Source organism: Paucihalobacter sp. (genome assembly GCF_036825875.1).
Lineage (GTDB): Bacteria > Bacteroidota > Bacteroidia > Flavobacteriales > Flavobacteriaceae > Paucihalobacter.
In genome coordinates, this window is sequence record NZ_DAISXK010000039.1 from 1 (window position 1) to 26,099 (window position 26,099).

A 26,099-nucleotide genomic window follows, 5' to 3' on the forward strand; every position below is an offset into this window, starting at 1 on the left:
CCAAAAGCAGTTAATACAATTGAAAATAAAAACTTAAAGCAGGACATAGAAAATAAAAATAGAGAGCTGGGCATCTCTACTATGAATCTTATAAAAAAGAACGAACTGCTAAATAGTATTAAAAAGGAAATTAGCAGTGCAACACAAATTAGCCAACTAAAAAATGTTATTAAACTCATAAATAAAAATCTTAATGCCACCGACGATTGGAAACTTTTTGAAGAAGCATTTAATAACGCAGATAAAGATTTCTTAAAAGAAATTAAAGGTAAGCACCCATCATTAACGTCAAACGATTTGAGGCTTTGTGCTTACTTACGTCTCAATTTATCATCTAAAGAAATCGCACCATTACTCAATATTTCCCCTCGAAGTGTAGAAGTAAAACGATATCGTTTGCGAAAAAAGATGGATTTACCACACGAGGAGAGCTTAACAAATTATATTCTTAGTATTTAACAACTAAACATCGCTACAGAAACCCCATACATAACCACAACATAAATAAAATCTTTTGTGCTTTATGGCTTCGTTATTTTATATTTTGATTAATTTTAAAAGTATTAATAGATGTTATTGTTTAAATTTTGAACATTTATCTTGTAATTCAACAAAAAATGATGCAAAATTTTAAAGTGTATGATTTTTGTTGAGGTAAATGTTAACAATATTTTAATTCTTGTTGTTATTTTTACTTTTAACAACTTTAATAAAACGTCTTATTTAGTTGCAACTATCAAAATCAACATATATGAAAAACCGTTATTTAAATTTATTTTTTGTTTTAATTACAACTTTTTCCATTGCCCAATCCACCCATGTATCCGTTGTCAATAACGAAGATGGAATGAAATTGATAGTTAATGGCGAAGACTTTATGGTAAATGGAATGAATTGGGATTATTTTCCAATTGGCACCAATTACTCTTATAGTTTATGGAATCAGTCAGATGACTTTATTAAAGCTGCCTTAGATACCGAAATGGGATTGCTAAAAAATATGGGTGTAAATTCTATAAGAGTTTACACTGGTATTCAACCCAGGTGGATTCAGTATATTTATGAAAAGTACGGTATCTACACCATGCTTAACCACTCTTTTGGTCGTTATGGTCTTACCATTAATGGCGCTTGGATTCCAAATACGGAATATTCTGATGCAGCTACACAACAACTACTCTTATCTGAGGTAACAGAAATGGTAAATACCTATAAGGGCACACCAGGTTTATTAATGTATTTATTGGGTAACGAAAACAACTACGGACTTTTCTGGGGTGGTGCCGAAACAGAGGACATCCCTGTAGAAGACCGACAGTCTACCGTTAGAGCTAGAGCCATGTACAAAATGTTTAATGATGCTACTTTAGCAATGAAACAAATAGATACGTCGGTTCCAATAGCTATGTGTAATGGTGACCTTCTATTTAATAATATCATTGCAGAGGAATGTCAGGATGTTGATATTTTTGGAACTAATATGTATCGGGGTATTTCCTTTGGTGATGCTTTTGAACGCGTTAAAAAAGAACTAAATAAACCCATTCTGTTCACAGAGTTTGGTGCAGATGCCTTTAATGCCATCAATAAGGAAGAAGATCAATTGTCGCAAGCCTATTACATGGTTGGCAATTGGAAGGAAATTTATGAAAATGCCGCAGGTTTAGGAAAATCGGGCAACTCAATTGGAGGTTTTACTTTTCAATTTAGTGATGGTTGGTGGAAATATGGTCAAACAACAAACTTAGATGTTCACGACACCAACGCCTCTTGGGCAAATGGTGGTTATGATAGAGATTTCATTGAAGGTCAAAACAACATGAACGAAGAGTGGTTTGGTATTTGTGCTAAGGGCCCAACCAATGCACGAGGATTGTATAACTTGTATCCACGTGCTGCTTATTATGCTTTAAAGGAGGCACACCAATTAAATCCGTACGCAGAAGGCGTAAATGCCGACTTTGTTAAGAATCATTTCGACAATATACAATTGATGGATGCTGTTTTGAGAGCAAGAGGAGACAAAGCTGCCTTAGGTGGCAATGAATCTGAAAAAATTAGACTAAGCCAACTTAGAGCACAATTTACAACCTTTAACACCGGTGGTAGTCTCATTACTACTCCCGATAATCCCGATCCAGACTCTAATGCATTTCCTAATCAATTAGGATTTGACCATATGCAGTCTTATTTTATAGGTGTTGAAGGGAAACCAGCATCAAACGTAAGAGCCGAAGTTGTTTTTAATGTCCTTGGTAATGTGGCATCCAATCCAATAAATGAAATTTTTTATGAAAACCGAGGTCGGAATGTTACAGTTAATTCTGATGATGGTGAAGTGATTTTATCCGACATTAACCGCGTGAACGTATACCAAGCCGAATTCGAATGGAATGCTAAAGATTTTGATTTAAGAGGTTTTTACCGTACCAGTCATTACCACTGGCAATACGAAGGCGATTTCTTTGGGTTGTATCCAGAAGCAAATTACGGTCCAAATCTAGATATTTACGGCGGTGAAATACTTGGTGTTGAAGTAGATGGGAAAGGCGTTGCAGAAGGTTTAAAAGCAGCTTTCGGACCTCAATTATGGTGGGGAGCAAATCCAACAGCCTTATTGAAATACCAGCGAAAGGTTGGCGAATGGGGTATCACAGGGATTTACCACAGGGATTTACAAACAGAATTACAATTTGATGAAAATGGACGTCGTATACTCGATCCTAATCAAGTTCGAAGTGGTGTAATTCCACCATGGCCAATGGAAAGAGCCTCAGTAGCTGTTGAAAGAAATTTCGGAAAAATAGGATTAACGCTCGGTGGTATTTGGGGTGGAAGTCCATTGAACGGCAGTTCATTTCAAAATGTAACTGGTAGTTCAGGAAATTATACCGTTTTTGAAGATGAAATTAAAGGTAAGGATAACTGGGGTGGAAAAGCAAAAATCACTTACCAATCTGGTAGAATAAATTGGTATGCTCAAGGTGCTGTTATGGGAATAGTAGCTAACGGTGGTGCCGATGCAACCCAAACATTTACTGGCTGGAGATTAAAAGATTCGGGCAGTGGAAATCAGTCTAATTTTTTAACTGGTTTTTCTTATACCTTAGGAAATATTCAAATCGCACCAAATTTCTTGTGGCAAAAACCACTGGTTGATCCCATACCAAACGATGTGAGTGCGCCAGGTAGATTGAGAAACTTTATCGATGATCCGTTTGCAGTGCGTGGAAATAGAGAAACCACGGCTGGTGAAATTTTATTAACTTTCGATCCAACACCCGGAACTTGGTTTTACGAATGGGATAACGATAGATCTGAAGATGCTAAGTTCGCCATGAATCTTGGCTTTGTATACCGCCATCATCCAACAGCAATGGATGCTCATATTGGATTTCTAGCAGATCGATCCTTTTTTGCATTTCCTAATTCTGCGCCAGCAGAAGATTTATGGGAAATACATTCGAGAATGGTTTCAAAATTAACACCTGAACTGGGAATAATTGGTAACTTCTACTACGGAAACGGTCAAGGTAATGGCGATTCAGATAGATTGATTAAGCGTTTTGGAGGCGATATCAGAATGATTTACAAAAAAATGAAAGTTGAAACCCATTTAAAAGTTAATGATTGGGGACCCTATGATTATCATAGAGACTTCAACTTAACATTCCCATTACAATTAATGATGGATGTCTCTACTTCTATAGGAAAACCGGATTGGTTTATCCTCCCAAATACACGAATTGGTATTATGGGAATCTGGCGTTCTCTAAACGAATTTTCACCGCGTTACGCACCTTTACAAGGACCAGAGTTTGGTGTTCCACCATTAAGTCCCGTAGGGTTTCCTGATGGCTCTGAATGGGAAATAAGAACCTATGTTCATATTAATATCGGAAAATAAAAAAATAGCAAAAAAATGAAAAATTTAAAATTAATTAAGACAAAAGTATCACTTCTTTTAGGCTTACTTTTCATACTAAATATGAGTTGTGAAAGAGAAGTGTCTGACGATGCCGTTTTGGCCACCTTTTCTAACATTGGTGAAGTATTTACTGATAATTTTGTAGCAATGGGAAGCGATTTTTACTTTCCCTTTGCAGATTCAAAACTTGATGCTTTCTCGGTAGATACTAATGAAGGTTTTGAAAGCAACGCTTCGTATAGAGTAGATGTGCCCAATGCAAATGACCCAACAGGAAATTATGCGGGAGCCATTTTAAGAGTAGATGGTGCTGGAAGAGACCTTTCAGGATTTAATGTACTTACATTCTATGCTAAGGCCTCTCGAGGTGTTAGTATTGATGCCATTGGTTTTGGTCAGGATTTCTTTGAAAACAAACATCAAGTTACCGCCAACGACGTTAGTATTGGTACCAATTGGCAAAAGTATTACATTCCAATACCTGACCCTTCGTTCTTGGTTAATGAAAGAGGAATGTTTTGGTATGCTGCCGGAACGCAGGCAACTGACGGTTCTGGTTATGTTATCTGGTTTGACGAAATCAAATTCGAAAATCTAGGAACCATTGGACAACCAAGACCAGGAATTGCAAACGGAAATGATATCTCCATAGATTCTTTTATTGGAGTAACTGCCGCAGTCACAGGATTAATTCATACGGTTAGTTTACCCACTGGCATAGATGGTACTGTTGCTCCGGCTACTAGTTATTTTGAGTTTACGTCTTCAGATACTAGCGTGGCAACTGTTGATGAGTCGGGAATTATATCTGTATTATCGGCAGGTACAGCCGTTATTACCGCCACCTTAGGTGGTGTTCAGGCGAATGGATCTGTAACAATCAATTCTCTTGGCGATTTTGTACTAGCGCCAACACCAACAAGAGATCCAAGCCAGGTCATTTCTATATTTAGTGATCATTATACTAACCATCCGGTTGACTTTTACAATGGGTTTTGGCAACCATTTCAAGTTACAGAATCAGCAGATTTTGTTGTAAATGGCGACAATATTTTAAACTACACAAATTTCAATTTTGTAGGAAACCAATTTGCAAATCCAACCGTAGATGCCACTACCAAACCAAATTTACATCTCAATATGTACATTCCCGGCACAGTGCCTGCTAATTTAGATTTTCTAATTTCTATAGTCAATTTTGGTCCAGATGGAGTAGAAGGTGGCGGTGACGATACCAGACAACAAGTGTTTTTTAATGCTTCGGACTTTGAAGCAAATACTTGGGCAACTTTAGAGATTCCAATTACCTTGTCTGACAAGAGTAAGTTAGGACTTCTTATCTATGAAAATGTAAATGCTTCAACACTAAGAAACTTTTATTTAGATAACATTTATTTTTATACCGATTAGTACAAATTATAAAACACAAACTATGTTTAAAAAAGATATATATACTTCAGTAATAAAAACAAGCATTCTTTCTTGTTTGGTTGTGCTGTCGCTTTCCTCATTGTTAAGCTGTGATTTAGACGAGACACAAAAAGTAACTACCTTCACTAATTTAGTCGCAGAAGATAATTTTGATGTTGACGGAGCTCCTGACCCTGATATATGGACTTTAGAAATAGGTGATGGCACTGAGCAAGGAATTCCCGGATGGGGTAATAACGAACTTCAATTTTACACTGACAGAACAGAAAATGTTAAAGTTGAGAATGGATTTTTACTGATTACTGCTATACAAGAACCATTTAATGGAGCCGGATACACATCTGCTAGGCTTGTTACTAAGGGCAAACTAGAAACACAATACGGACGCGTAGAAGCACGTATACGTTTACCGTTTGGGCAAGGTATGTGGCCAGCATTTTGGATGTTAGGAGATGATAATAATGGCACAGAAGTTTGGCCGAACATTGGCGAAATTGATATTATGGAGAATCGTGGTCAAGAACCATCTAAAATTATTGGTAGTGTTCATGGTCCTGGGTATTCAGGAGGTAATGCCGTTTCAAAAGAGTACAATTTAGAAAACGATAGGTTCGACACTGGATTTCATGTTTTTGGAATTGAATGGGGGCCAAACTATATAAATTATTATGTAGATGATGTGCTTTATAATCAAATCACCCCTGATGATGTATCGGGTGAATGGGTGTTTAATCGTCCTTTCTATATTATTATTAACCTAGCTGTTGGTGGAACTTTTGTAGGAAGTCCTAACAATCAAACGGTGTTTCCACAAACAATGCTGGTCGATTATGTGCGCGTTTACAATTAAGTTGCTTTTAAGGTCATATAAATCTTCACAGTTCAATGTGTTTCTCTTTTTAATTGTATTGAAGCAAATCGAACATTAAAATTAAACAAATGAAAAAAATAATCAAAGGAATAAAAATACTAGGGGTGCTATGTTTGGCTTTCGCTTTAGCGACGTGTGCTGATGACGATGATGCCACAAGCGCATCTCTAGAAGCACTGTTCACCCATACCATTAATCAAGAAACGGGTACGGTAACTTTCATTAATGTATCAAGCAATGCCGATTCGTTTTCATGGGATTTAGGTGATGGAACCACATCAAATCTGATAAATCCAGTTAAAACTTATGAATCGGGAACTTATGTAATTGTATTAACTGCTACAAACTCCCAAGGTGCATCAGATACTTATGAAGATACGATTTACATTCAAGTACCTGAGCCAATTACCTTGCCTATATCGTTTGATAATCCTGCGGTAAGTTACGATGCAACCGCTTTTGGCGGCGTATCTTTTTCAGTAGTTGAAAACCCTGATCCATCTGGTGCCAATAGCGATGTTTCAAATGTAGGTGCCATTACCAACATAGGAGCCGCTTTTGAAGGTTTCTTTTTTGATTTAGGAACGCCAATTGATTTGACTGAAGATAAATCTATTAAGTTAAAATTTTGGTCAACTACATCCATTAATGTCTTATTAAAATTAGAGGAAGGGACCGGTGCAGATGTGGAATCAGTAACAACCCACGGCGGAACTGGTTGGGAAGAAATTTATTTCACCTTTAATTCTGCCGCTAGCTATTCTAGATTTACATTATTTGTGGACGGTCCTGGAACGACATCTGGTACTTTCTATTTGGATGATGTAGAACAAATAAATGCTGGAGATGTACCATGTCTTCAAACAGCATTAGAGTTTCCTATAGATTTTGATTGCAACGGTATTGACTACAACTCTAAAATTGTTGGGAACGTCGATTTCTCAGTAGTTGATAATCCCGAGCTCTCAGGAATCAATAATGAAGATACTAAAGTTGGTAGAATTACCAATTCTGGTGAGCAATTTGAAAATGCCTTTTTCAATTTAGATACGCCCGCCGATTTTTCATCTCAAACAGGTATTAGAATGAAATTGTTTTCAGATCAGGCACTACCAGTTTTATTAAAATTTGAAGACGGTACACAAGCCGATGTTGAAGATACACAAATGCACAGTGGAACCGGTTGGGAAGAACTAACCTTTACTTTAAATTCAACAGGTAGCTACAATGATATGGTCTTGTTTATAGACGGTCCTGGAACTGCAGCTGGTACTTTTTATGTGGATGATATTACACAAGTTGACGGCGCACCACCACCACCACCTTTTGATGATGGTTTGTTGACAAATGGAGATTTCCAGACACTTGATAGCAATGGTAACGTAACAGAATGGATTCAAGGTGTGGACGATAACAATCCTGCTCCTGTTGTGACTGTGAGTGGCAATACTTACTATTCTATCAACATAACAACACCAACACCAGGCAGTCCTTTAAATATCAACTTAAGCCAAAAAGTTGAAATTATTGCGAATGAGACATACATACTTTCTTTTGTGGCTTGGTCAAATGTCAATAGAAGCGTTGTTGCCGGAATTGGTTTAAGTGAACCTGATTTCAATAGTGTCTCAGAAACCGTCAATATCACGACAACACCTACCGTTTACCAACGCACGTTTACGGCCGATGGTTTTGGTGCACCAAACGCCCGCGTTTTATTTGATTTGGCGGAAGAAGCTGGTATGGTTAATATAGACAACGTTTCTCTGTTTGTTAGTGGAGGCGGTGGAGGCGGTGGTTGTACAGGCAATGCCGTTGCGGCGACATCATTACCAGTAAATTTTGAAGGTTGTGAATCCTTTATAAGCACATTCTCAAGTATGGATCCTGGTGGAGTTACTGCTAGTTTAGCCGACAATCCAAATCCTTCTGGAATTAACAATTCTGCATCTGTGTTAAGGGTTGTTCGAGCCAGCGGTATTAACCGTTGGGGAGGTGTTCAAAACTCATTTCCACCAGGTACAATTGATATTACAACCAATACATTTAAAGTTAAGGTGTATTCTAGTATTCCTAACGTAACTTATAGATTCGAGCTCGCCCTAGATCCACAACCAAATCCAGTGGTTGGAAATCCTGCACCTCAATTCCGCCAAGTAAATGGTGGTGCCAATCAATGGGTGGAACTCGAGTTTACCTTTACAAACTTACCGGCAACACCAACTACATATAATCAGTTGGTGATTAAACCTGATAATCCAGAAGGTACAGATCCGCAGGTTATAAGTCAGGAGCAAATATTCTATTTTGACGATATAAGATTAGATTAACTATTAAAATGAGTAATATATAGAAAGGTCGAATTAAACTTCGACCTTTTTAATCAATAAAAAATAAGACCTTATAATTCTAGATTATTAAAGAGAACCGCCAAAATGAATAAATCTTATACCACATTCATCAGTTTAATCGTTGCACTCGGTGGTTTTTTATTGGGCTTTGACAGTGCCGTTATTTCGGGGGCTGTTAAAGGCATCACTATCTATTTTGAAATGACTGAAGCCATGGTTGGTTTTGCCGTAGGTTGTGTTATTATCGGCGCTATGTTAGGTAACTTGATGTCGGGCTATTTTGCCGACAGGTTTGGTCGCAAAAGTGTATTAATCATTATTGCAGCTTTGTTTGTGGTGTCGGCTTTATGGACAGCTTTGGCAACCAGTTATACAGAGTTTATCATTGCCAGAATTGTTGGTGGTATTGGTATTGGTGGCGCTATTTTAATCGCGCCTATTTATATTGGTGAAGTGGCACCTGCAAAACTAAGAGGAAGATTGGTGTCTTTTAACCAACTAAACATTGTTCTTGGTATATCTGTAGCGTATTTTTCAAACTATTTTTTAGTGAATTACGGTGAGGAAAGTTGGCGTTGGATGCTTGGCGTTGAAGCCATACCAGCATTTTTATACTTTTTATTTTTATTTTTAGTACCGAAAAGTCCGAGATGGCTTATTCAACGCTGTAATAAAGTGGCCGCAGCTAAACTCACATTAGAAAGAATAGGAGGAAAAGAATATGCCGATTTTACGGTTAACGAAATTCAAGAGAACCTAAATATATCTGAGTCTAATGGGAAATTTTTAGATTTATTCAAAAAACGTTACGCCAATATTATGATTATTGCTTTTGGGATTGCTTTCTTTCAGCAAATAACGGGCATCAACGCAATATTTTATTACGCACCAACTATTTTTGAACAAGCTGGTGGCTCTACAGATGCGTCCTTTTTACAGGCTATTGCGGTTGGATTAACCAATTTAGTGTTCACTATTGTCGCCATTCTGTTAATTGACAGATTGGGACGCAAACCATTACTCATTATTGGGACTACAGCGATGACCATTGCTTTGATATTAACTACAATGGCATTTAGTAAAGCTACTTATAACTTTTCAGAAGAAAACATTGATAAGATTACCAATATTGAAACTAAAGCTTTATTACAACCACTAAAAGATCAAATATACAGTAGCCAATCGTCACTTTTTGAAGCGGTTCAAGCTACATTAAATCACGAGCAATTTTTAGATTTTAAGCGCAATCAAATCACCAATTTAATTAGCATTAACGCAAAATTAGTGTTGATATCTATTTTATTATATGTGGCGGCTTTTGCTATTTCACTTGGTCCAGTGATGTGGGCTTTAATTTCTGAAATTTTCCCAAGTAAAATCAAAGGTATTGCGATTTCTGTGGTAGGGTTTTTTAATTCTGTGGTGAGTTTTTCGGTCACTCAAATTTTCCCTTGGGAATTATCCAATTTTGGACCAACCTTAACTTTTGCAATTTACGCCGTACTGTCACTTTTAACCCTATTATTCGTTTTGCGATTCGTGGTAGAAACTAAAGGAAAGAGCTTAGAACAACTAGAAAAACAACTATTAAAAATTTAAATAAATCAAATTACAAGTTCATAATGAGTGCAGATTTAAAACAAAATTCAAAGAAAAAAGTCACCATCGATTATCTCAAAATAGATAACGAATATTATTATAAAATTTCCAACAGCAACCTCATGCGCCCGTTTTTTATGAGTATTGTGAGCGACTCCAATCATTGGATGTTCATTTCGAGCAATGGCGGTTTAAGTGCTGGAAGAAAAGATAGCGACCACTCCTTATTTCCTTATTACACAGATGATAAAATTACTGAAGGTGCCGAAACCACCGGTAGTAAATCTATTTTTAGAATTCATAAAAATAATGAAGTGCATCTATGGGAACCTTTTTCGGTTAGATTTCAAGGTAAATACCAAATTTCGCGCAATCTGTATAAAAATGCCATTAATAATAAAATCATCTTTGAAGAAGTCAACCACGATTTAAATATATCTTTTAAATACCAGTGGAGCACAAGTAACACCTTTGGGTTTGTTAAAACTTCTACTTTGATTAATAACAACTCAGACAAGGTGTCTGTTGAGTTGCTTGATGGCATTCAGAATGTAATACCTTATGGCGTAGGCGTAGATCTTCAAACCCGTGTTAGTAATCTAGTTGATGCCTACAAACGTACAGAACTAGAACAAGAATCTGGACTCGGTATTTTTGCCCTAAGTGCTAAAATTGTAGACAAAGCCGAACCCAGTGAAGCCTTAAAAGCCAATGTGGCTTGGGCCGTAGGAGTAGAGAATCCAACCTACCTCATATCTTCACTACAACTTGATAAATATAGAGCAGGTGAAACACTTCGCACCGAAGCCGATATTAAAGCCGAAAAAGGGGCTTATTTTGTAAATTCTACAATCGAGATTGCTGCCAATTCACAACAATCATGGCATATTGTAGCCAACGTCAATCTGGATCACTCAGCTATAGCAAGTCTCATCAATCTTATTAAAAACGCCAATAATATTGTTGAGCAAATATACGAAGACGTAGAGCATGGTTCTCAGCGATTAGTCAAATTAAATGCCTCATCCGATGGTATGCAACTTACATCAGACCATTTTAGAGATACTCGTCATTTTTCTAATACGCTCTTCAATATCATGCGTGGCGGTATTTTTGATTTTAATTACCAAATCGAAAAATGGGACTTTTCAAATTATTTGTCAAAAGCGAATAAAAAAGTATTTGCAAAGGCACAAAATGTTTTAAAAAACTTACCAGAACATTTTAATGTCAATCATTTAAGAGATATAGCTTCAGTATCTGATGATAAAAACTTCAGACGACTTTGTTTAGAATACATGCCCTTAAAGTTCAGCCGAAGACATGGCGATCCTAGCCGACCATGGAATAGGTTTTCTATCAATACCAGAAGTGAAATTGATGGCTCCAAAATTCTTGATTATGAAGGAAACTGGCGCGATATTTTCCAAAACTGGGAAGCATTGGCTCATGCCTATCCAGAGTTTATTGAGAGCATGATTCACAAGTTTTTGAATGCAACCACTTTTGATGGTTATAATCCATATCGCGTTACTAAAGACGGTTTTGATTGGGAAGTAATTGAAGAGCACGATCCATGGTCTTATATTGGTTATTGGGGTGATCATCAAATCATTTATTTGTTAAAATTCTTAGAGTTTATTGAAAACCATAAGCCAGGACAACTCAATAATTATTTCGATAAAGATTTATTTGTTTACGCCAATGTACCCTATAAAATAAAGAGTTATCAAGATACCCTTATGAACCCTAAGGATACTATTGATTTTGATTACGATTTAGACCATAAAATCAACATTAAAAAATCTGAGTTAGGAGCTGACGGTGCCTTATTAAGAGACCAAAACTTCTTTATTCACAAGGTGAATTTTGTCGAAAAGATTTTAGCAACAGTACTGGCGAAAGTATCTAATTTTATTCCAGAAGGTGGCATCTGGCTTAATACCCAAAGACCAGAATGGAATGATGCTAATAATGCCCTAGTAGGTAATGGGGTTTCCATGGTAACACTCTATTATTTGCGAAGATTTCTTAAGTTTTTACAAAATATCTTAGAAGATAGCTCTATTTCCAACACAGAAGTTTCAGAGGAGTTACTAGTATTTTTTAATGCCACCGCTGCAATATTACAATCAAATAAACATTTATTATCGGGCAATATTTCAGATAAAGATCGTAAAATTGTTTTAGACGGACTTGGAACTGCTGGCAGTAATTACCGCGAAATTGTTTACAACAAAGCCTTTTCCGGCAAGAAAGCCAATCTGGCTATAGACAAGTTAAAAACATTTGTTGCCACAATGCTTGAATATTCCGAGCACTCCATTGAAGCCAACAAGCGCTCAGATAATTTATACCATGCGTATAACTTAATGACCGCGAACAAGGACGGCATTTCAATCTCGTATTTAGACGAAATGCTTGAAGGACAGGTAGCCGTATTAAGTTCAGGTTATTTATCGGCCAAAGAAGCATTGGCTGTATTAGATGCTATGAAAGGAAGTAAATTGTTTAGACCCGATCAATATAGCTACATTTTATATCCAAGTAAAGACTTGCCAAAATTTACAGAAAAGAATAACATTCCGAAGCACTTGGTTGAAAAGTCTGGACTATTTACCCAATTAGTTTCAAAGGGTAACCAAAGCATTATCATCAAAGACATCAATGGAGATTATCATTTTAACGGTAGCTTTAACAATGCCAACGACTTGAAAAATGCATTGAATGCCTTAAAAGAAACCGAGTATGCCGAATTGGTGAAAAAAGAATCTACACACACCTTAAGTGCCTTCGAAACTGTTTTCAATCACAAGGCGTTTACTGGTAGATCAGGTACATTTTATGGTTATGAAGGTCTAGGGTCTATATATTGGCATATGGTTTCTAAATTGCAATTAGCAGTTCAAGAATGTTGTATCCAAGCTGTTGAAGCTGGCGAAAGTGCTGTAACAATTGGTAAATTATTAGAACATTATTACGAAATTAACGAAGGTATCGGCGTTCATAAATCACCTGAACTTTATGGAGCCTTTCCAACAGATCCGTATTCTCATACACCAGCTGGAAAAGGAGTGCAACAACCGGGAATGACAGGTCAGGTTAAAGAAGATATCCTATCTAGAATTGGTGAATTGGGAGTGTTTGTAAAAAACGGCTGTATTCAATTTAATCCGTATTTATTGCGTTCTAATGAGTTTTTAACCCAACCTAGAAATTACCATTTTGTTGATCTCAAGCACCAATTTCAAACTATAGAGTTACAACCAAATTCATTGGCTTTTAGTTATTGCCAAGTACCAGTTATTTATAAAAGAGCAAATAAATCTGGGATAGAAATTAGGTTTAATAATAATGATATTAAAGCACTTACAGAATTAACCTTAAGTAAAGATTTAAGTCAAGAAGTGTTTAACAGAACTGGTAATATCAGTCAAATGATAGTCTCAATAACTAAAGATTTATTAAAATAATGCACTATTTCAAGGGCTTACAAATACGTTGTATTTTTACTGTTGCAGGGCTAAGCATGTTTTTGTTGGGCTGCAATACCGAAACTGTTCCGGTAGTAGATGAAGCACAAGAAATTGAACGTAAAGTAGACTCTCTTTTATCTTTGATGACATTAGATGAAAAGATTGGTCAGATGACTCAAATCAGACATTTTGATGATAGTGTTGAAGTGGCGATTTCACAAAAATTTATTGGCTCCATCATTCATACTGATGGACCAGCACCTGGTGAAAATGCTCAAGCATGGCAGGAGAAGTTTATAGAGCTTCAACAACTGGCATTGTCTACACGTTTGGGAATTCCATTACTTTTTGGTGTAGATGCTGTACATGGACAAAACACTTACGAAGGAGCTACCATTTTTCCGCATAATATAGGATTAGGAGCTTCTGGTAATGAGTATCTAGTTAGGAAAATAGCAGAAATCACGGCTTTAGAATCCCAAGCGACTGGATTTAATTGGGTGTTTTCGCCCTGTGTAGCCATTCCGTTAAACGAAAAATGGGGGAGAGTTTACGAAGCATTTTCAGAAGATTTAGAGTTAACCGCCAAATTAACTGTGGCTTCTATTGAAGGACATCAGGGAGATTTATCACAATCCACAACCGTTATGGCTACAGCTAAACATTATATTGGAGATGGTGCTACAGATTATGGTATAGAAGGAGGTAAGACCTCTTTATCCTTACAAGACATCAGCGACCAATTGATGGAACCCTATAGGCAGGCGGTTAAATCGGGCGTTGGTTCTATTATGGCGTCTTTTAATACGGTTTCAGATGTACCCATGCATTCTCATAAAGTTCTTATCACCGATTCGTTGAAGGTAGGAATGCAATTTGACGGCATCGTGCTGTCCGATTGGAAAGGCTATTCCAAATACGGAAAAAATAACATTATCAATGCCGGAATTGATATGGTCATGGCCGTTGATGGTGATATGGACAAATTTCATGTTGGCTTAAAACACGGACTAGAAAAAGATTCAGTTTCTATAGATAGAGTGGATGATGCCGTGAGAAGAATTCTCAGGCAAAAATACAGATTAGGCCTGTTTGATAATCCATTTCCAGATTCAACATTAATTTCAACTATTGGTAGTGACATGAATCGCGATTATGCCAGACAAGCAGTGAGAGAATCTTTGGTGTTGCTAAAAAATGAAGACAATACACTGCCTTTAAGTAAAAATTTTGGTAAAATAGTGGTGGTAGGTGAACACGCCGATAATACAGGTTTACAATCTGGCGGCTGGACTATTGCGTGGCAAGGTAAAACCGAAAATTATGAAGGCGCAACGTCCATTCTAGATGGAGTTTTAGAATCAACTTATGCAGAAATAATACACGATAAAAATGCGCAGGAGCAACATCCAGATGCAGACGTAGCAATAATTGTGGTTGGTGAAACGCCCTATGCCGAGTTTTTTGGAGATATTGGAGGGGAAATGGATAGGTACCAATTAACGCTTACTCAAGCTCATCAAGAATATATTACGCATTATAAAAATCAAGGAGTTAAAGTAGTGACTGTGCTTATTTCTGGTAGACCACTTGTAACTACCGATCAAATAGAACAAAGCGATGCTTTTGTAGTGGCTTGGTTACCAGGATCTGAAGGTCATGGCATAGCCGAAGTGCTTTTTGGCGATTTTGATTTTACAGGAAAACTGCCTCATTCATGGCCAAAAAAAGTAGAAGATTTTGATGGCTTATATGGCCCAAATAAGTGGGACTCTTCAAGTAAACCGCTTTTTAACTTTGGATACGGATTAAATTATTAAGTTATGATTCACAAACTAAAATTCACATTTATTGGTTTGCTGGCAATACTTATAACAGCATGCAACAACAAAACGAAACAAGATTCTAAAACCGAAACTTTGGAGACAAAAACATCTTTAACAGCAAAAGAAATATTGGGTAACGCAAATTATCAAGCTATTTCTTTTGGAGCTTACAGGGAAAAATCTAGAGACATACAGCCAACTTTAGATGAAATTAAAGACGATTTAAAAATCCTTCACGCCATGGGTATTAGAATTGTGCGTACTTACAATGTGCAATTACCACATGCGTCTAACGTTGTAAAAGCAATTTCAGAATTAAAAGCCGAAGACGAAAATTTTGAAATGTATGTGATGCTAGGCGCATGGATAGACTGTAAAAATGCCTGGACCGACCAAGAGCCAGACCACAGTGTAGAAAGCGAAGCCAATGCCGCCGAAATTGAACGCGCTGCTGCTTTAGCAAGCAGGTATCCAGATATCATCAAAGTAATCGCTGTTGGAAATGAAGCCATGGTGCGTTGGGCAGCCAGCTATTATGTGCAACCAGATGTGATTTTAAAATGGGTAACCCATCTTCAAGATTTAAAGGCTGAGAATAAATTGCCAAAAGACTTATGGATTACAAGCTCCGATGATTTTTCGACTTGGGGCGGCGGTGATGCTAGTTACCACACCGAAGACTTAGAAAAACTATACAAAGCGGTAGATTATGTTTCATTGCATACCTATCCGTATCACAATACACATTACAATCCGCAATTTTGGGGTGTTCCAAAAAATGAACAAAAACTAACGGATATTGAAAAAATCGACAACGCCATGAATCGTTCATTGGAATTTGCGCAAAAACAATATGATAGTGTGGTGAGCTATATGAAAAGTATCGGAGTAAACAAGCCTGTTCATATTGGAGAAACTGGTTGGGCCACCATTTCCGACGGTTATTACGGTCCGAAAGGCTCAAAAGCCACCGATGAATACAAGGAGGCCAAATTTCACCAACTGATGCGTGATTGGACTAACAGTAAAGGGATATCCTGTTTTTACTTTGAAGCCTTTGATGAGCCTTGGAAAGATGCTCAAAACCCTCAAGGATCTGAAAATCACTTTGGGATTTTTACAGTTGAAGGAAAAGCCAAGTATGCACTTTGGAATTTAGTTGATGAAGGTGTATTTGAAGGACTTACCAGAAATGGCAATGAAATTATCAAAACTTTTGATGGTGACGAAGCTCAATTAATGGAAACTGTTTTAGTGCCACCAACAATTGAAGAAATTAATAAAAGACTTAAAGGCAAATGAAAACTTTAAAAGCTTTTAAAATCAATACGACAGTATTCGTTTTAACACTCAACTTGGTGCTTATGAATTGTACAGAAAAAGATAATTCCCTGACGGTTGAAGTGTTTGAAACTTCTAAAGCCGGTAGTTTATTTTCTACAATTGAAACTTCAAATTTAAAAGAAGCAGATGCTGTAATCCAACTATTACCAGAGCAAACCTTTCAAACTTTGACAGGAATAGGAGGTTCTTTTACAGAATCTTCAGCATACTTACTTAATCAATTAAGTGAAGCCAACAGGCAAAAAATTATAGAAGCTTATTTTGGTGATGATGGGGCAAAATATTCGCTTACCAGAACCCACATCAATTCTTGCGATTTTTCACTTTCCAATTACTCATATGCATCCGTTGAAGGCGATATCAATCTGGAGCATTTCAGTATAGAAGAAGATAGAGACGATATCATTCCTATGATTAAAGATGCCATGAAAATCTCTTCCGAAGGTTTTAACATCATCGCCTCACCGTGGACTGCTCCGCCGTGGATGAAGGACAATAAGGAATGGCCCGGCGGTAAATTATTGCCCGAATACAATCAAACTTGGGCATTGTTCTTTTCCAAATATTTAGAAGCTTATAAAAATGAAGGCATAAACATCTGGGGAATTACCGTCGAAAACGAGCCACTTGGTAACGACAACAATTGGGAAAGCATGCATTTTACGGCAGAAGAAATGACCGATTTTGTGGAGCAATATTTGGGTCCCCAGTTGCGCCAAACAAATCCAGAAGTCAAAATATTGGGTTACGACCAAAACCGAGGAGACGAACTAAAACATTGGGTTGATACCATGTTTAGAGACGAGAACAGCAGTCAGTTTTTTGACGGTACTGCTGTGCATTGGTACGCTAGCACTTACGATTATTTCCCAGAGTCATTGCAGTATGCACACTATAAAGCTCCCAATAAATATTTAATTCAAACCGAGGGTTGTGTTGATGCGGAAGTGCCGGTTTGGAGAAATGACGACTGGTATTGGGAGAAAGAAGCGACTGATTGGGGTTGGACCTGGGCCAGAGAAGAAGATAAATATTTACACCCTAAATACGCACCCGTAACCCGTTATGCCAACGATATGATTGGTTGTTTTAATAATTGGGTTGATGGTTGGGTTGACTGGAATATGATTTTAGACCGTCAAGGTGGCCCCAATTGGTTTGAGAATTGGTGTGTAGCACCGGTTATTGTAGATACAAAAGCAGATGAAGTTTATTTCACACCTCTGTATTACGTGATGAAACACTTTAGTAAATACTTACGTCCGGGAGCCAAACGCATCGGATTTGAAGTCTCTGATGACGATTTAAAAGTAACAGCCTTTCAAAATCCTGATAACTCTGTTGTAGTAATTGTTTTCAATGAATTTGAAACGCCAAAAACCTTTCAAATTAAATTACAGGAGCAATCAAAAACTGTAAAAATAAATCCACAGTCATTACAAACCGTTGTTATTAAGACTTAAACATATAAAATAAAATTAACCATGGAAGAGGTCAAAACAGCAACATTACAAGCACAAGCGAAAGTTCCATTAGTTCAAAAAATCGCATTTGGATCGGGTCATTTAGTCAATAATTTATTGCCTGGTGCTTTGGGTGTGTTTTCTTTCTTTTTAATAACGGCATTTGGTATCAATCCAGCACTTGCAGGACTTTTGGCGGCTATTCCAAGGCTATTTGATGCCATTTCAGATCCAATTATGGGATTTGTTACAGACAATACCAACACGCGCTGGGGAAGGAGAAGACCTTATATTTTTATAGGGGCTATTTTATGTTCTATTTTGTTTGCAGTTCAGTGGCAAATGTTTGAGGAGAATGGAGCTACCTATAATTTTTGGTACTTCATGACCTTTTCTATTCTATTCATTTTGTCTAACACTATTTTTTCTACACCCTTAATGGGTTTAGGATATGAATTGTCGTCTGATACCAAGGAAAGAAATAACTTAATGGGATTAGCCAATACCATCGGTCAAATATCCTGGATGATTGTACCCTTGTTTTGGTCCTTAATTGCCAATAAAGATTTATTTGATTCGCAAGCAGATGGGGTTCGTACCTTATCAATTTTTGTGGGCTTTATTTGTTTAATTTTTGGCATACTTCCGGCAATTTTCTCTAAAGAACCTCCGGTTGCTTCAGAGAATCAAGCAGAACTAACCTATCATAGTTTAGCCAAGAATTTGAGAATTTTGGGACGCGATATGCTCAACATGACCAAAAATACGCCTTTTGTGCGATTGTGCGCTGCCACGTTTTTGGTGTTTAATGGCTTTCAAATGGTGGCCTCATTTAGCTTTTTTATAATTGTTTACTACATGTTTAATGGCAGTTACGAGGCTGCTGGTACTGTACCACCATTCTTTTCGATTATTACCGCCTTTTTGACCGCCACTATCATCATACCGATTGTTACTTGGATGGCCAATAATTTTGGTAAGAGAAAGGCTTTTATTTATTCAACCTTGTTATCCATGCTCGGTTATGTATTAAAATGGTGGGGATTTTTTGAAGTAGATGAAAACACTGTTATATTATTTAAAGACGTCGCAATCACGATAGGTGTTGTAGAATTTCCGCTGGCCATGCCGTTAAGACTTTTATTACCCATTCCTTTTATGGCATTCGGTTTGGGTGGATTATTTACCTTAATGATGTCTATGACAGCTGATGTATGTGATTTAGATGAACTTGAAAATGGTCTGCCAAGAAGAGAAGGAACTTTTGCAGCCATTTATTGGTGGATGGTAAAAATTGGTCAATCTATCGCTTTGGCACTAGGCGGATTTGTACTAAGTTATGTGGGTTTTGACGGCAGTAAAGCTTTTCAAACAGCTGAAACCATGCACAGTTTAAGGGTATTTGATATTGTTATTCCAACTTTAACCGCAGGTTTAGCAGCACTCATTATGGTGAGATACAGCCTTAATGAAGATAGGGTAGCAGAGATTAAGTTAGAATTAGAAGCAAAACGTAAAACCTTAAACCAGAAAACACCTTATGCTTACAGAAAAAACACACTTTGGTCTCATTCAGAATTTGCGACTTTCCCAGATGATAAAATTCCATTTATTTCAGGTTTAAAAATCAATTCGTTAACAGCAGAAGAATTAAAAATAAAATTCCATGAAATTTTAAAAGACAAAATGAAAGGAATTTGTTTCAGTCCCTATGAAAACAGACAAAAGCCCGGATATTACATCACTGAAGATCAAATTAGAAAAAGACTTGCTACACTTCAGCCCCATACAGAGTGGATTAGAATGTTTTCAAGCATCAAAGGTCATGAAAATATACCTAAAATTGCCAAAGAATTAGGGATGAAAACCATATCGGCTGCATGGATCAATCAAGATGAGGAATCAAATGAGAAGGAAATAAACAATTTAATCGAAAACATTAATAATGGTCATGTAGATATAGCTGTTGTAGGTAATGAAACTTTATACAGAAATGATTTAACTGAAGAAGAATTAATATCTTATATCAACCAAGTAAAATCAGCTATTACAATGGATGTTCCTGTTACAACGGCCGATGTTTATTACGAGCTTTTACTCAGACCGGAATTGTTGAAAGTTTGCGATGTGATATTGGCAAATGCCTATCCGTTTTGGGAAGGATACCCAATAAAATTAGCAGGCTTACAACTTCAAAAATCTTACAACGAATTAAAAAACATGGCTCCAGATAAAAAAGTGATTATTTCAGAAACAGGCTGGCCAAGCGATGGAGGCACTATTGATGATGCCGAAGCTTCTGAAATTAATGCTATGAAGTACTTTGTTGACACCCAGTTATGGGCAAAAAACAACGATATAGAGGTATTCCATTTTTCGTCGTTTGATGAAGCCTGGAAAGTTACCGAAGAGGGAGAATTGGGGGTTAACTGGGGTATTTGGGACAGTAAAGGAAATTTAAAATTTTAATATTATGTCGTACAGAGAAGGACATCATTTTTCATTAAATGAAAACATTAAATCAAGTTATACAGGAATTGATTTTTCTGAATATACTGGAAAACAATTAGAGCAACTATGGCGCGAAACCCTAGAAAATGGTATACACGGACTTTGCTTTAGTCTTTATGAAGACGGACAAAAGCCAGGTGATGTGATTACACCGGAGCAGGTAAATCGTCGTATTCAAATTATCAAACCTTATACCAAATGGGTACGTTCATTTTCGTGTATAGAAGGCAACGAACATGTAGCTCGTATTGCGCACCAAAACGGGTTAAAAACCTTAGTTGGTGCATGGTTAGGTGATGATTTAGAGTTAAATGAAAAAGAAATAGAAGGACTAATTACTTTAGCTAAGGAAGGTTGCGTTGATATTGCTGCAGTAGGTAACGAAGTTATGTATAGAGGCGATTTAACAGAAGCACAACTTATAGACTATATGCGTCGCGTAAAAGAGGCATTGCCAGAGGGTATACCAATGGGATATGTTGATGCCTATTATGAATTTTCACATAGACCCAATATCACACAAATGTGCGATGTTATTCTAACGAATTGTTATCCGTATTGGGAAGGCTGTCCTGAGGAATATGCATTAAACCACATGAAACAAATGTTTGGTCAGGCAACCGATGCAGGCCAAGGTAAGCGCGTGATAATTACCGAAACTGGATGGCCAAGTCAAGGTGAAGGTTTAAAAGGTGCTTTACCATCAAAAGAAAATGCTATTAAATACTTTATCAATACGCAATATTGGTCGGCTCAAGAAGGCATTGAAATATTCTATTTTTCTTCATTTGATGAATCTTGGAAAGTAGGAGCAGAAGGCGTTGTTGGTGCTTATTGGGGATTATGGGATAAGCATGAAAAATTAAAATTCTAAGCCTAAAATTACTAAATGAACTACACCGAATTATTGAATTTAAAACCAGGTTTGGCCATTTGCTATTCTGGTTTTAGAGAAGGTCAGCAACCTGGTGGTCTGCAGCCGAGTTATGACCAAGTTAAAGAAGACTTGTTATTGCTTCAGCATCAATGGAAATATTTAAGATTATACGATTGTGATCCGCATGCGGAAACCGTTTTAGACGTAATCAAAAATGAAAATTTAGATTTTAAAGTTATGCTCGGTGCTTATATTGTTGCCGAAATGAATAACCACGGCTGTCCTTGGGGTGGTATTTATTCTGAAGCAACCCTTATAAAAAATAAAGCTTACAATTTAGAGCGCATCCATAAACTTATAGATTTTGCCAATACCTATCCTGACATTGTGTTTTCATTGTCGGCTGGCAATGAAGCTTGTGTAGATTGGACCGATCATTATGTATCGGTAGAAAGCGTTGTTAATTATGTGAAACTCATAAAAGCTAAGACTAAACAGCCTGTAACCTTTTGTGAAAATTATGTACCATGGCTCAATAAATTAAAACCTTTGGTTGAAGTGGTCGATTTCATATCTATTCACAGCTATCCCGTTTGGGAATATAAAAACATTCACGAAGGCTTGGAATATACCAAACAAAACTATAATGCTGTTGCCAATTTATATCCTGATAAGGTGGTGGTTATTACAGAGGCAGGATGGGCTACAAATTCCAATGGTAGAGGTATAGAAGTTCACAATGTAAGTGAAGAACTTCAATCCATTTATTACAATGATTTGGTGCGATGGTGTGATGAAGACAATATTTTATGTTTTGTGTTTGAAGCTTTTGACGAACCATGGAAAGGCTCACCCGACAGCAATGAACCAGAAAAGCATTGGGGACTATTTTATGAAAACCGTCAACCTAAGTTGGTAATGCAAAACCTATACAGCCAATAAGTACATTGACAAATTCAAGTCAGAAAAATGTTAAAATTTTTACCTAAGACCTCTGTTTGTAGTTATTAATTCAAAAACTTTTATTCCAGAAGTAAAAATAACACAACATTACCTTAACAGAATTTAAAAAAACAGAATTAAACAAGGCTACAATGTGAATTATATTCACTGAAATCTCATATTTATAATCGATAAATCTTGAATAATTAAAAAAATGGACTGTTTTATTCAGATGTATGTTATTTGTAAAGGTGAAAAATTTAAAAGTCTCAATATAAAGCCTTACCTTTAAGGATTAACAATTTAAAATCATTTACTATGAAAAAAATTACATTATTAACTTTTTTATTATTATCAGTAACATTGGGTTATTCTCAATGCGGCGAAAATAACGGCACTGAATTAATAGCCAACGGTGGTTTTGAGACCGGCGATTTCACAGATTGGGAAGTAGCAGGTAATGGCATAACCGTTATAAACACAAACCCATCAGAGGGTACATTTGCAGCAAATCTGAATAATACAACAATTGCATCTTCAAGTTCGATTAAAAGTCCTAACAGAGGTGTTGGTGTTATTTGTGCAGGAGAGCAAGTAACTATAAGTTTTGATTATCGCGGCCAAGCAGAAGCTGGCGGTGTGTTTTTTGTTGAGTTATTCTCAGAATTTTCTGGAGGTGGTGCAACAAATCAAATTCTTAATGGTGGGGCACCCTTTATTCCATCGGATCTTAATAATTGGACCAATTATCAAGTTACAACTACTGTTGGAGCCAATGTAAGTGGAGGCGTTTCATTGTTATTTAACGCGGTAACTGGCGGTGCAGCTGGATCGTTTTCAAATATTTTCGTAGATAATGTATCGATGGTGATTGGCGATGGCGTAAGTGCCGATGCGGATGCTTCACTTTCAGATTTAACTTTGAACGGTGTAACCATTAATGGTTTTGCACCAGGAACTGTTACTTACAATGTTGACCTCCCTAACGGAACTACCACAGCACCAACTGTGGCAGGTGTTGCTACTCAAGCTGGTAATGGTGCTTCAAACGTAAGTGTTACGCAAGCATCAGGTGTTCCTGGTTCTGCTTCATTAGAAGTAACAGCTCCTAATGGCACAGATACACGAACTTACACAGTTAACTTTGCTGAAGCCCAAGTTTTGCCACCAGCAGCTCCAACACCACCCGCTGCTCCAGCAATTTCAATTATAAGTGATGTTTATACTAATATTACAGTGCCACAAGTTGATGTTTTTGGAGGAACTTTAACGAATTTCGATTTAAATTTCGATGGTAATCAAGAATCGCGCTCGTTAATTGGCGGTTCTGGTTTTCAGTTTAACTTTTTTCCAGATGGCGCTTTTGTAGATATTACGGACGCCCAATTTTTACATTTCGATTTTTATTGTGATAACTTGATTGATGGCGATATTCTGAGAATTAGATTATTAGATCCAGACCCAGGTGCGAATGGATCGAATATCGCAAGAGTAACACTCACCGCGGCACAATCTGGTACTTGGGTTTCTGTAGACCTTGAAATTCCTAATGATACCAACAGAAACGACTTTGCTGATGTTGATAGTGCAGCTTCCCCGGTTGATTTATCCCAGTTATCACTAATTCAATTTAACACTTTAGATTTAGGAAGCTCGCTCGCTTCAAAAGAAATTTTCTTAAGTAATATTTATTTCTATGGTGGTTTACTTTCAACTCCAGACGAAATACTTGCAGAAGTTAAAGTTTTTCCTAATCCTTCAAACAGCGCTTGGACAATAACTTCGGCTAATGCTTTCACGGAAATTCAAATTTTTGATATCTTAGGTAAGCAAGTTATTTCAATGACTCCTAATAATACCGAAGCGGTAATTGACGCCTCTAACTTGAGAGATGGTTTATATCTAGCTAAAATCTCCACTATAAATGGGAGTAAAACGGTAAAGTTGATTAAAAACTAAAATCATTTAATTTTATTAAAATATACCAGTGCCAATATTTTTTGGCACTGGTTTTTTTATGCTTCGCTTTATATCATTGTATAATAATTATTCAACCAATATTAAACTATCAATTAGCTTTCCGTTTTATTGATACATTCATACTTATATTTTTTATATAAGAACAGTACATCACCAATACATTTGTAAAAATACATTCAATTAAAATCATTAAATATTTAAAATCAACTGTTTTTAAGTACATAAAGTTCTGTTTTATTGGTACTTTCATAAAAAAAGAAATATTTATTTATGATGTATGTAATTTGAAGGGGTGAATTTTTATATTTCCTAATTTTAATTGTTAACTTTATGAATTACAAAATTGAAATACATCTATAAATTATTTATTATGAAAAAAATTACATTTATTATTTTCCTTTTCCTGTGTCATTTGGGAATATCACAAAACGTTGTAATAAACGGTGACTTTAATGATGGTCTAAACTCTTGGAGTTCTTTTATTGCTGATTTTGCTGGAGTTAATGCTTCAGTGTCGGCAGCAAATAACGAAGCAAATATTACAAATATTACGGGTGCTGGTGGCCAAGTGTGGCACATACAGTTAAACCAAATTTTAACTGCAGGGCAAATCAGTTCTTTACAAGTTGGGGAGTCCTACAAAATTTCGTTTTCTGCAAGGTCTAACACTAATAATCGTCAGTTAAGACTTTATTTTGGACAAGATGGCGGTGCATTTCAAAGTATAACCATCCAAGATTACCAAATTACAACTAATATGGAAGCATATGAAGCTGTCTTTACTATTGGTCAAACATTTGGAGCAATGAAGTTGGGCTTTGAAATGGGACTTAGCAATAACCCTGTTTTTATTGATAATGTAGTGCTAGAACTTAACACGGTAGATCCTTTAACCGATGCCAATTTAAGCGGTTTAGAGGTTGATAATAATGCAGTACCTGGTTTTAGCCCTGAAATAATCAATTACTCGATTGGTGTAGGGATTGGATCTCCAGTACCTCAAATTACTGCTGCTCCAACTTCTAATCCAAATGCAAATACCGTCATTACGCAAGCGACAGCCATACCTGGTAACGCTACTGTAGTTGTAACAGCCGAAGACGGTGTAACCACAAAAACTTATACAATAGCCTTCGAATTTGAAGGTCCTACCACACCTGCACCAACACCGCCAGCAAGACCTGCGGAAAATGTGTTATCAATTTACAGTGATGCCTATACTGATATTGTTATTGATGATTTTGATTTTGGTTTATGCGGTAATAATCCAGCAGTTGAAGAGGTTTCTATTGCTGGTAATCCAACATTACGTTATCTTGGCCCTGGTTGTCAAGGAATTGATATTCAAAACAATAGAATAGATGCATCGACATTCACAAATCTTCATTTTGATTTTTATACTGATGATGCTATTGTTGGTGCGGTTTTTAACATCAAATTAGTGGATTGGGCTGGAAACGAGACAGAAGCAGGATCAACTGGTTTAGAAGTCATCTTTAA

General features: G+C 36.7%; 15 protein-coding genes. All 15 read left to right on the forward strand.

The features are described 5' to 3' along the window. On the forward strand, positions 1-459 hold a 459-nt coding region (locus V7Z48_RS10670), incomplete at its 5' end, for a helix-turn-helix transcriptional regulator (RefSeq protein WP_334113442.1). A 292-nt stretch (positions 460-751) separates the two neighbouring features. Continuing rightward, complete coding sequence (locus tag V7Z48_RS10675) at positions 752-3,907, forward strand: glycoside hydrolase family 2 TIM barrel-domain containing protein (RefSeq protein WP_334113443.1); 3,156 nt, start codon at positions 752-754, stop codon at positions 3,905-3,907. A gap of 81 nt (positions 3,908-3,988) precedes the next feature. Next, positions 3,989-5,338: an Ig-like domain-containing protein gene (locus tag V7Z48_RS10680; protein WP_334113444.1), complete on the forward strand. Its 1,350-nt coding sequence runs from the start codon at positions 3,989-3,991 to the stop codon at positions 5,336-5,338. Between the two features lie 22 nt (positions 5,339-5,360). Further along, positions 5,361-6,209, forward strand: a complete 849-nt coding sequence (locus tag V7Z48_RS10685; RefSeq protein ID WP_334113445.1) for a glycoside hydrolase family 16 protein — start codon at positions 5,361-5,363, stop codon at positions 6,207-6,209. Between the two features lie 89 nt (positions 6,210-6,298). Next, positions 6,299-8,560: a PKD domain-containing protein gene (locus tag V7Z48_RS10690; RefSeq protein WP_334113446.1), complete on the forward strand. Its 2,262-nt coding sequence runs from the start codon at positions 6,299-6,301 to the stop codon at positions 8,558-8,560. A gap of 63 nt (positions 8,561-8,623) precedes the next feature. Next, complete coding sequence (locus V7Z48_RS10695; RefSeq protein WP_334113459.1) at positions 8,624-10,180, forward strand: sugar porter family MFS transporter; 1,557 nt, start codon at positions 8,624-8,626, stop codon at positions 10,178-10,180. Positions 10,181-10,203: 23 nt separating this feature from the next. Continuing rightward, positions 10,204-13,653, forward strand: a complete 3,450-nt coding sequence (locus tag V7Z48_RS10700) for a hypothetical protein (RefSeq protein ID WP_334113447.1) — start codon at positions 10,204-10,206, stop codon at positions 13,651-13,653. Then, a complete protein-coding gene (locus V7Z48_RS10705) occupies positions 13,653-15,476 on the forward strand; it encodes a glycoside hydrolase family 3 protein (protein ID WP_334113448.1) in 1,824 nt (607 codons plus the stop codon). Before V7Z48_RS10700 ends, V7Z48_RS10705 begins: the two co-directional genes overlap by 1 nt. A 3-nt stretch (positions 15,477-15,479) precedes the next feature. Next, positions 15,480-16,784, forward strand: a complete 1,305-nt coding sequence (locus tag V7Z48_RS10710) for a glycosyl hydrolase family 17 protein (RefSeq protein ID WP_334113450.1) — start codon at positions 15,480-15,482, stop codon at positions 16,782-16,784. A 62-nt stretch (positions 16,785-16,846) separates the two neighbouring features. Continuing rightward, entirely contained in the window at positions 16,847-18,289 is a 1,443-nt protein-coding gene (locus V7Z48_RS10715) for a glycoside hydrolase family 30 protein (RefSeq protein ID WP_334113451.1), read from the forward strand. A 21-nt stretch (positions 18,290-18,310) separates the two neighbouring features. Next, positions 18,311-20,758, forward strand: a complete 2,448-nt coding sequence (locus tag V7Z48_RS10720; protein ID WP_334113452.1) for an MFS transporter — start codon at positions 18,311-18,313, stop codon at positions 20,756-20,758. Between the two features lie 4 nt (positions 20,759-20,762). Next, positions 20,763-21,674 carry a glycoside hydrolase family 17 protein gene (locus V7Z48_RS10725; protein WP_334113454.1) on the forward strand — a complete coding sequence of 304 codons (912 nt, stop codon included), beginning with the start codon at positions 20,763-20,765 and terminating at the stop codon, positions 21,672-21,674. Between the two features lie 15 nt (positions 21,675-21,689). Further along, a complete protein-coding gene (locus V7Z48_RS10730) occupies positions 21,690-22,619 on the forward strand; it encodes a hypothetical protein (protein WP_334113455.1) in 930 nt (309 codons plus the stop codon). A 318-nt stretch (positions 22,620-22,937) separates the two neighbouring features. After that, positions 22,938-24,578 carry a T9SS type A sorting domain-containing protein gene (locus V7Z48_RS10735; protein WP_334113456.1) on the forward strand — a complete coding sequence of 547 codons (1,641 nt, stop codon included), beginning with the start codon at positions 22,938-22,940 and terminating at the stop codon, positions 24,576-24,578. A gap of 391 nt (positions 24,579-24,969) precedes the next feature. Further along, a partial coding sequence (locus V7Z48_RS10740; protein WP_334113458.1) for a carbohydrate binding domain-containing protein occupies positions 24,970-26,099 on the forward strand: 1,130 nt, incomplete at its 3' end.

What these genes read in the sequence shown, in the direction of transcription:
- V7Z48_RS10675 (WP_334113443.1), top strand. Translation starts at nt 752, where the DNA reads ATGAAAAACCGTTATTTAAATTTATTTTTTGTTTTAATTACAACTTTT.
- V7Z48_RS10680 (WP_334113444.1), top strand. Translation starts at nt 3,989, where the DNA reads ATGAGTTGTGAAAGAGAAGTGTCTGACGATGCCGTTTTGGCCACCTTT.
- V7Z48_RS10685 (WP_334113445.1), top strand. Translation starts at nt 5,361, where the DNA reads ATGTTTAAAAAAGATATATATACTTCAGTAATAAAAACAAGCATTCTT.
- V7Z48_RS10690 (WP_334113446.1), top strand. Translation starts at nt 6,299, where the DNA reads ATGAAAAAAATAATCAAAGGAATAAAAATACTAGGGGTGCTATGTTTG.
- V7Z48_RS10700 (WP_334113447.1), top strand. Translation starts at nt 10,204, where the DNA reads ATGAGTGCAGATTTAAAACAAAATTCAAAGAAAAAAGTCACCATCGAT.
- V7Z48_RS10705 (WP_334113448.1), top strand. Translation starts at nt 13,653, where the DNA reads ATGCACTATTTCAAGGGCTTACAAATACGTTGTATTTTTACTGTTGCA.
- V7Z48_RS10710 (WP_334113450.1), top strand. Translation starts at nt 15,480, where the DNA reads ATGATTCACAAACTAAAATTCACATTTATTGGTTTGCTGGCAATACTT.
- V7Z48_RS10715 (WP_334113451.1), top strand. Translation starts at nt 16,847, where the DNA reads ATGAATTGTACAGAAAAAGATAATTCCCTGACGGTTGAAGTGTTTGAA.
- V7Z48_RS10720 (WP_334113452.1), top strand. Translation starts at nt 18,311, where the DNA reads ATGGAAGAGGTCAAAACAGCAACATTACAAGCACAAGCGAAAGTTCCA.
- V7Z48_RS10725 (WP_334113454.1), top strand. Translation starts at nt 20,763, where the DNA reads ATGTCGTACAGAGAAGGACATCATTTTTCATTAAATGAAAACATTAAA.
- V7Z48_RS10730 (WP_334113455.1), top strand. Translation starts at nt 21,690, where the DNA reads ATGAACTACACCGAATTATTGAATTTAAAACCAGGTTTGGCCATTTGC.
- V7Z48_RS10735 (WP_334113456.1), top strand. Translation starts at nt 22,938, where the DNA reads ATGAAAAAAATTACATTATTAACTTTTTTATTATTATCAGTAACATTG.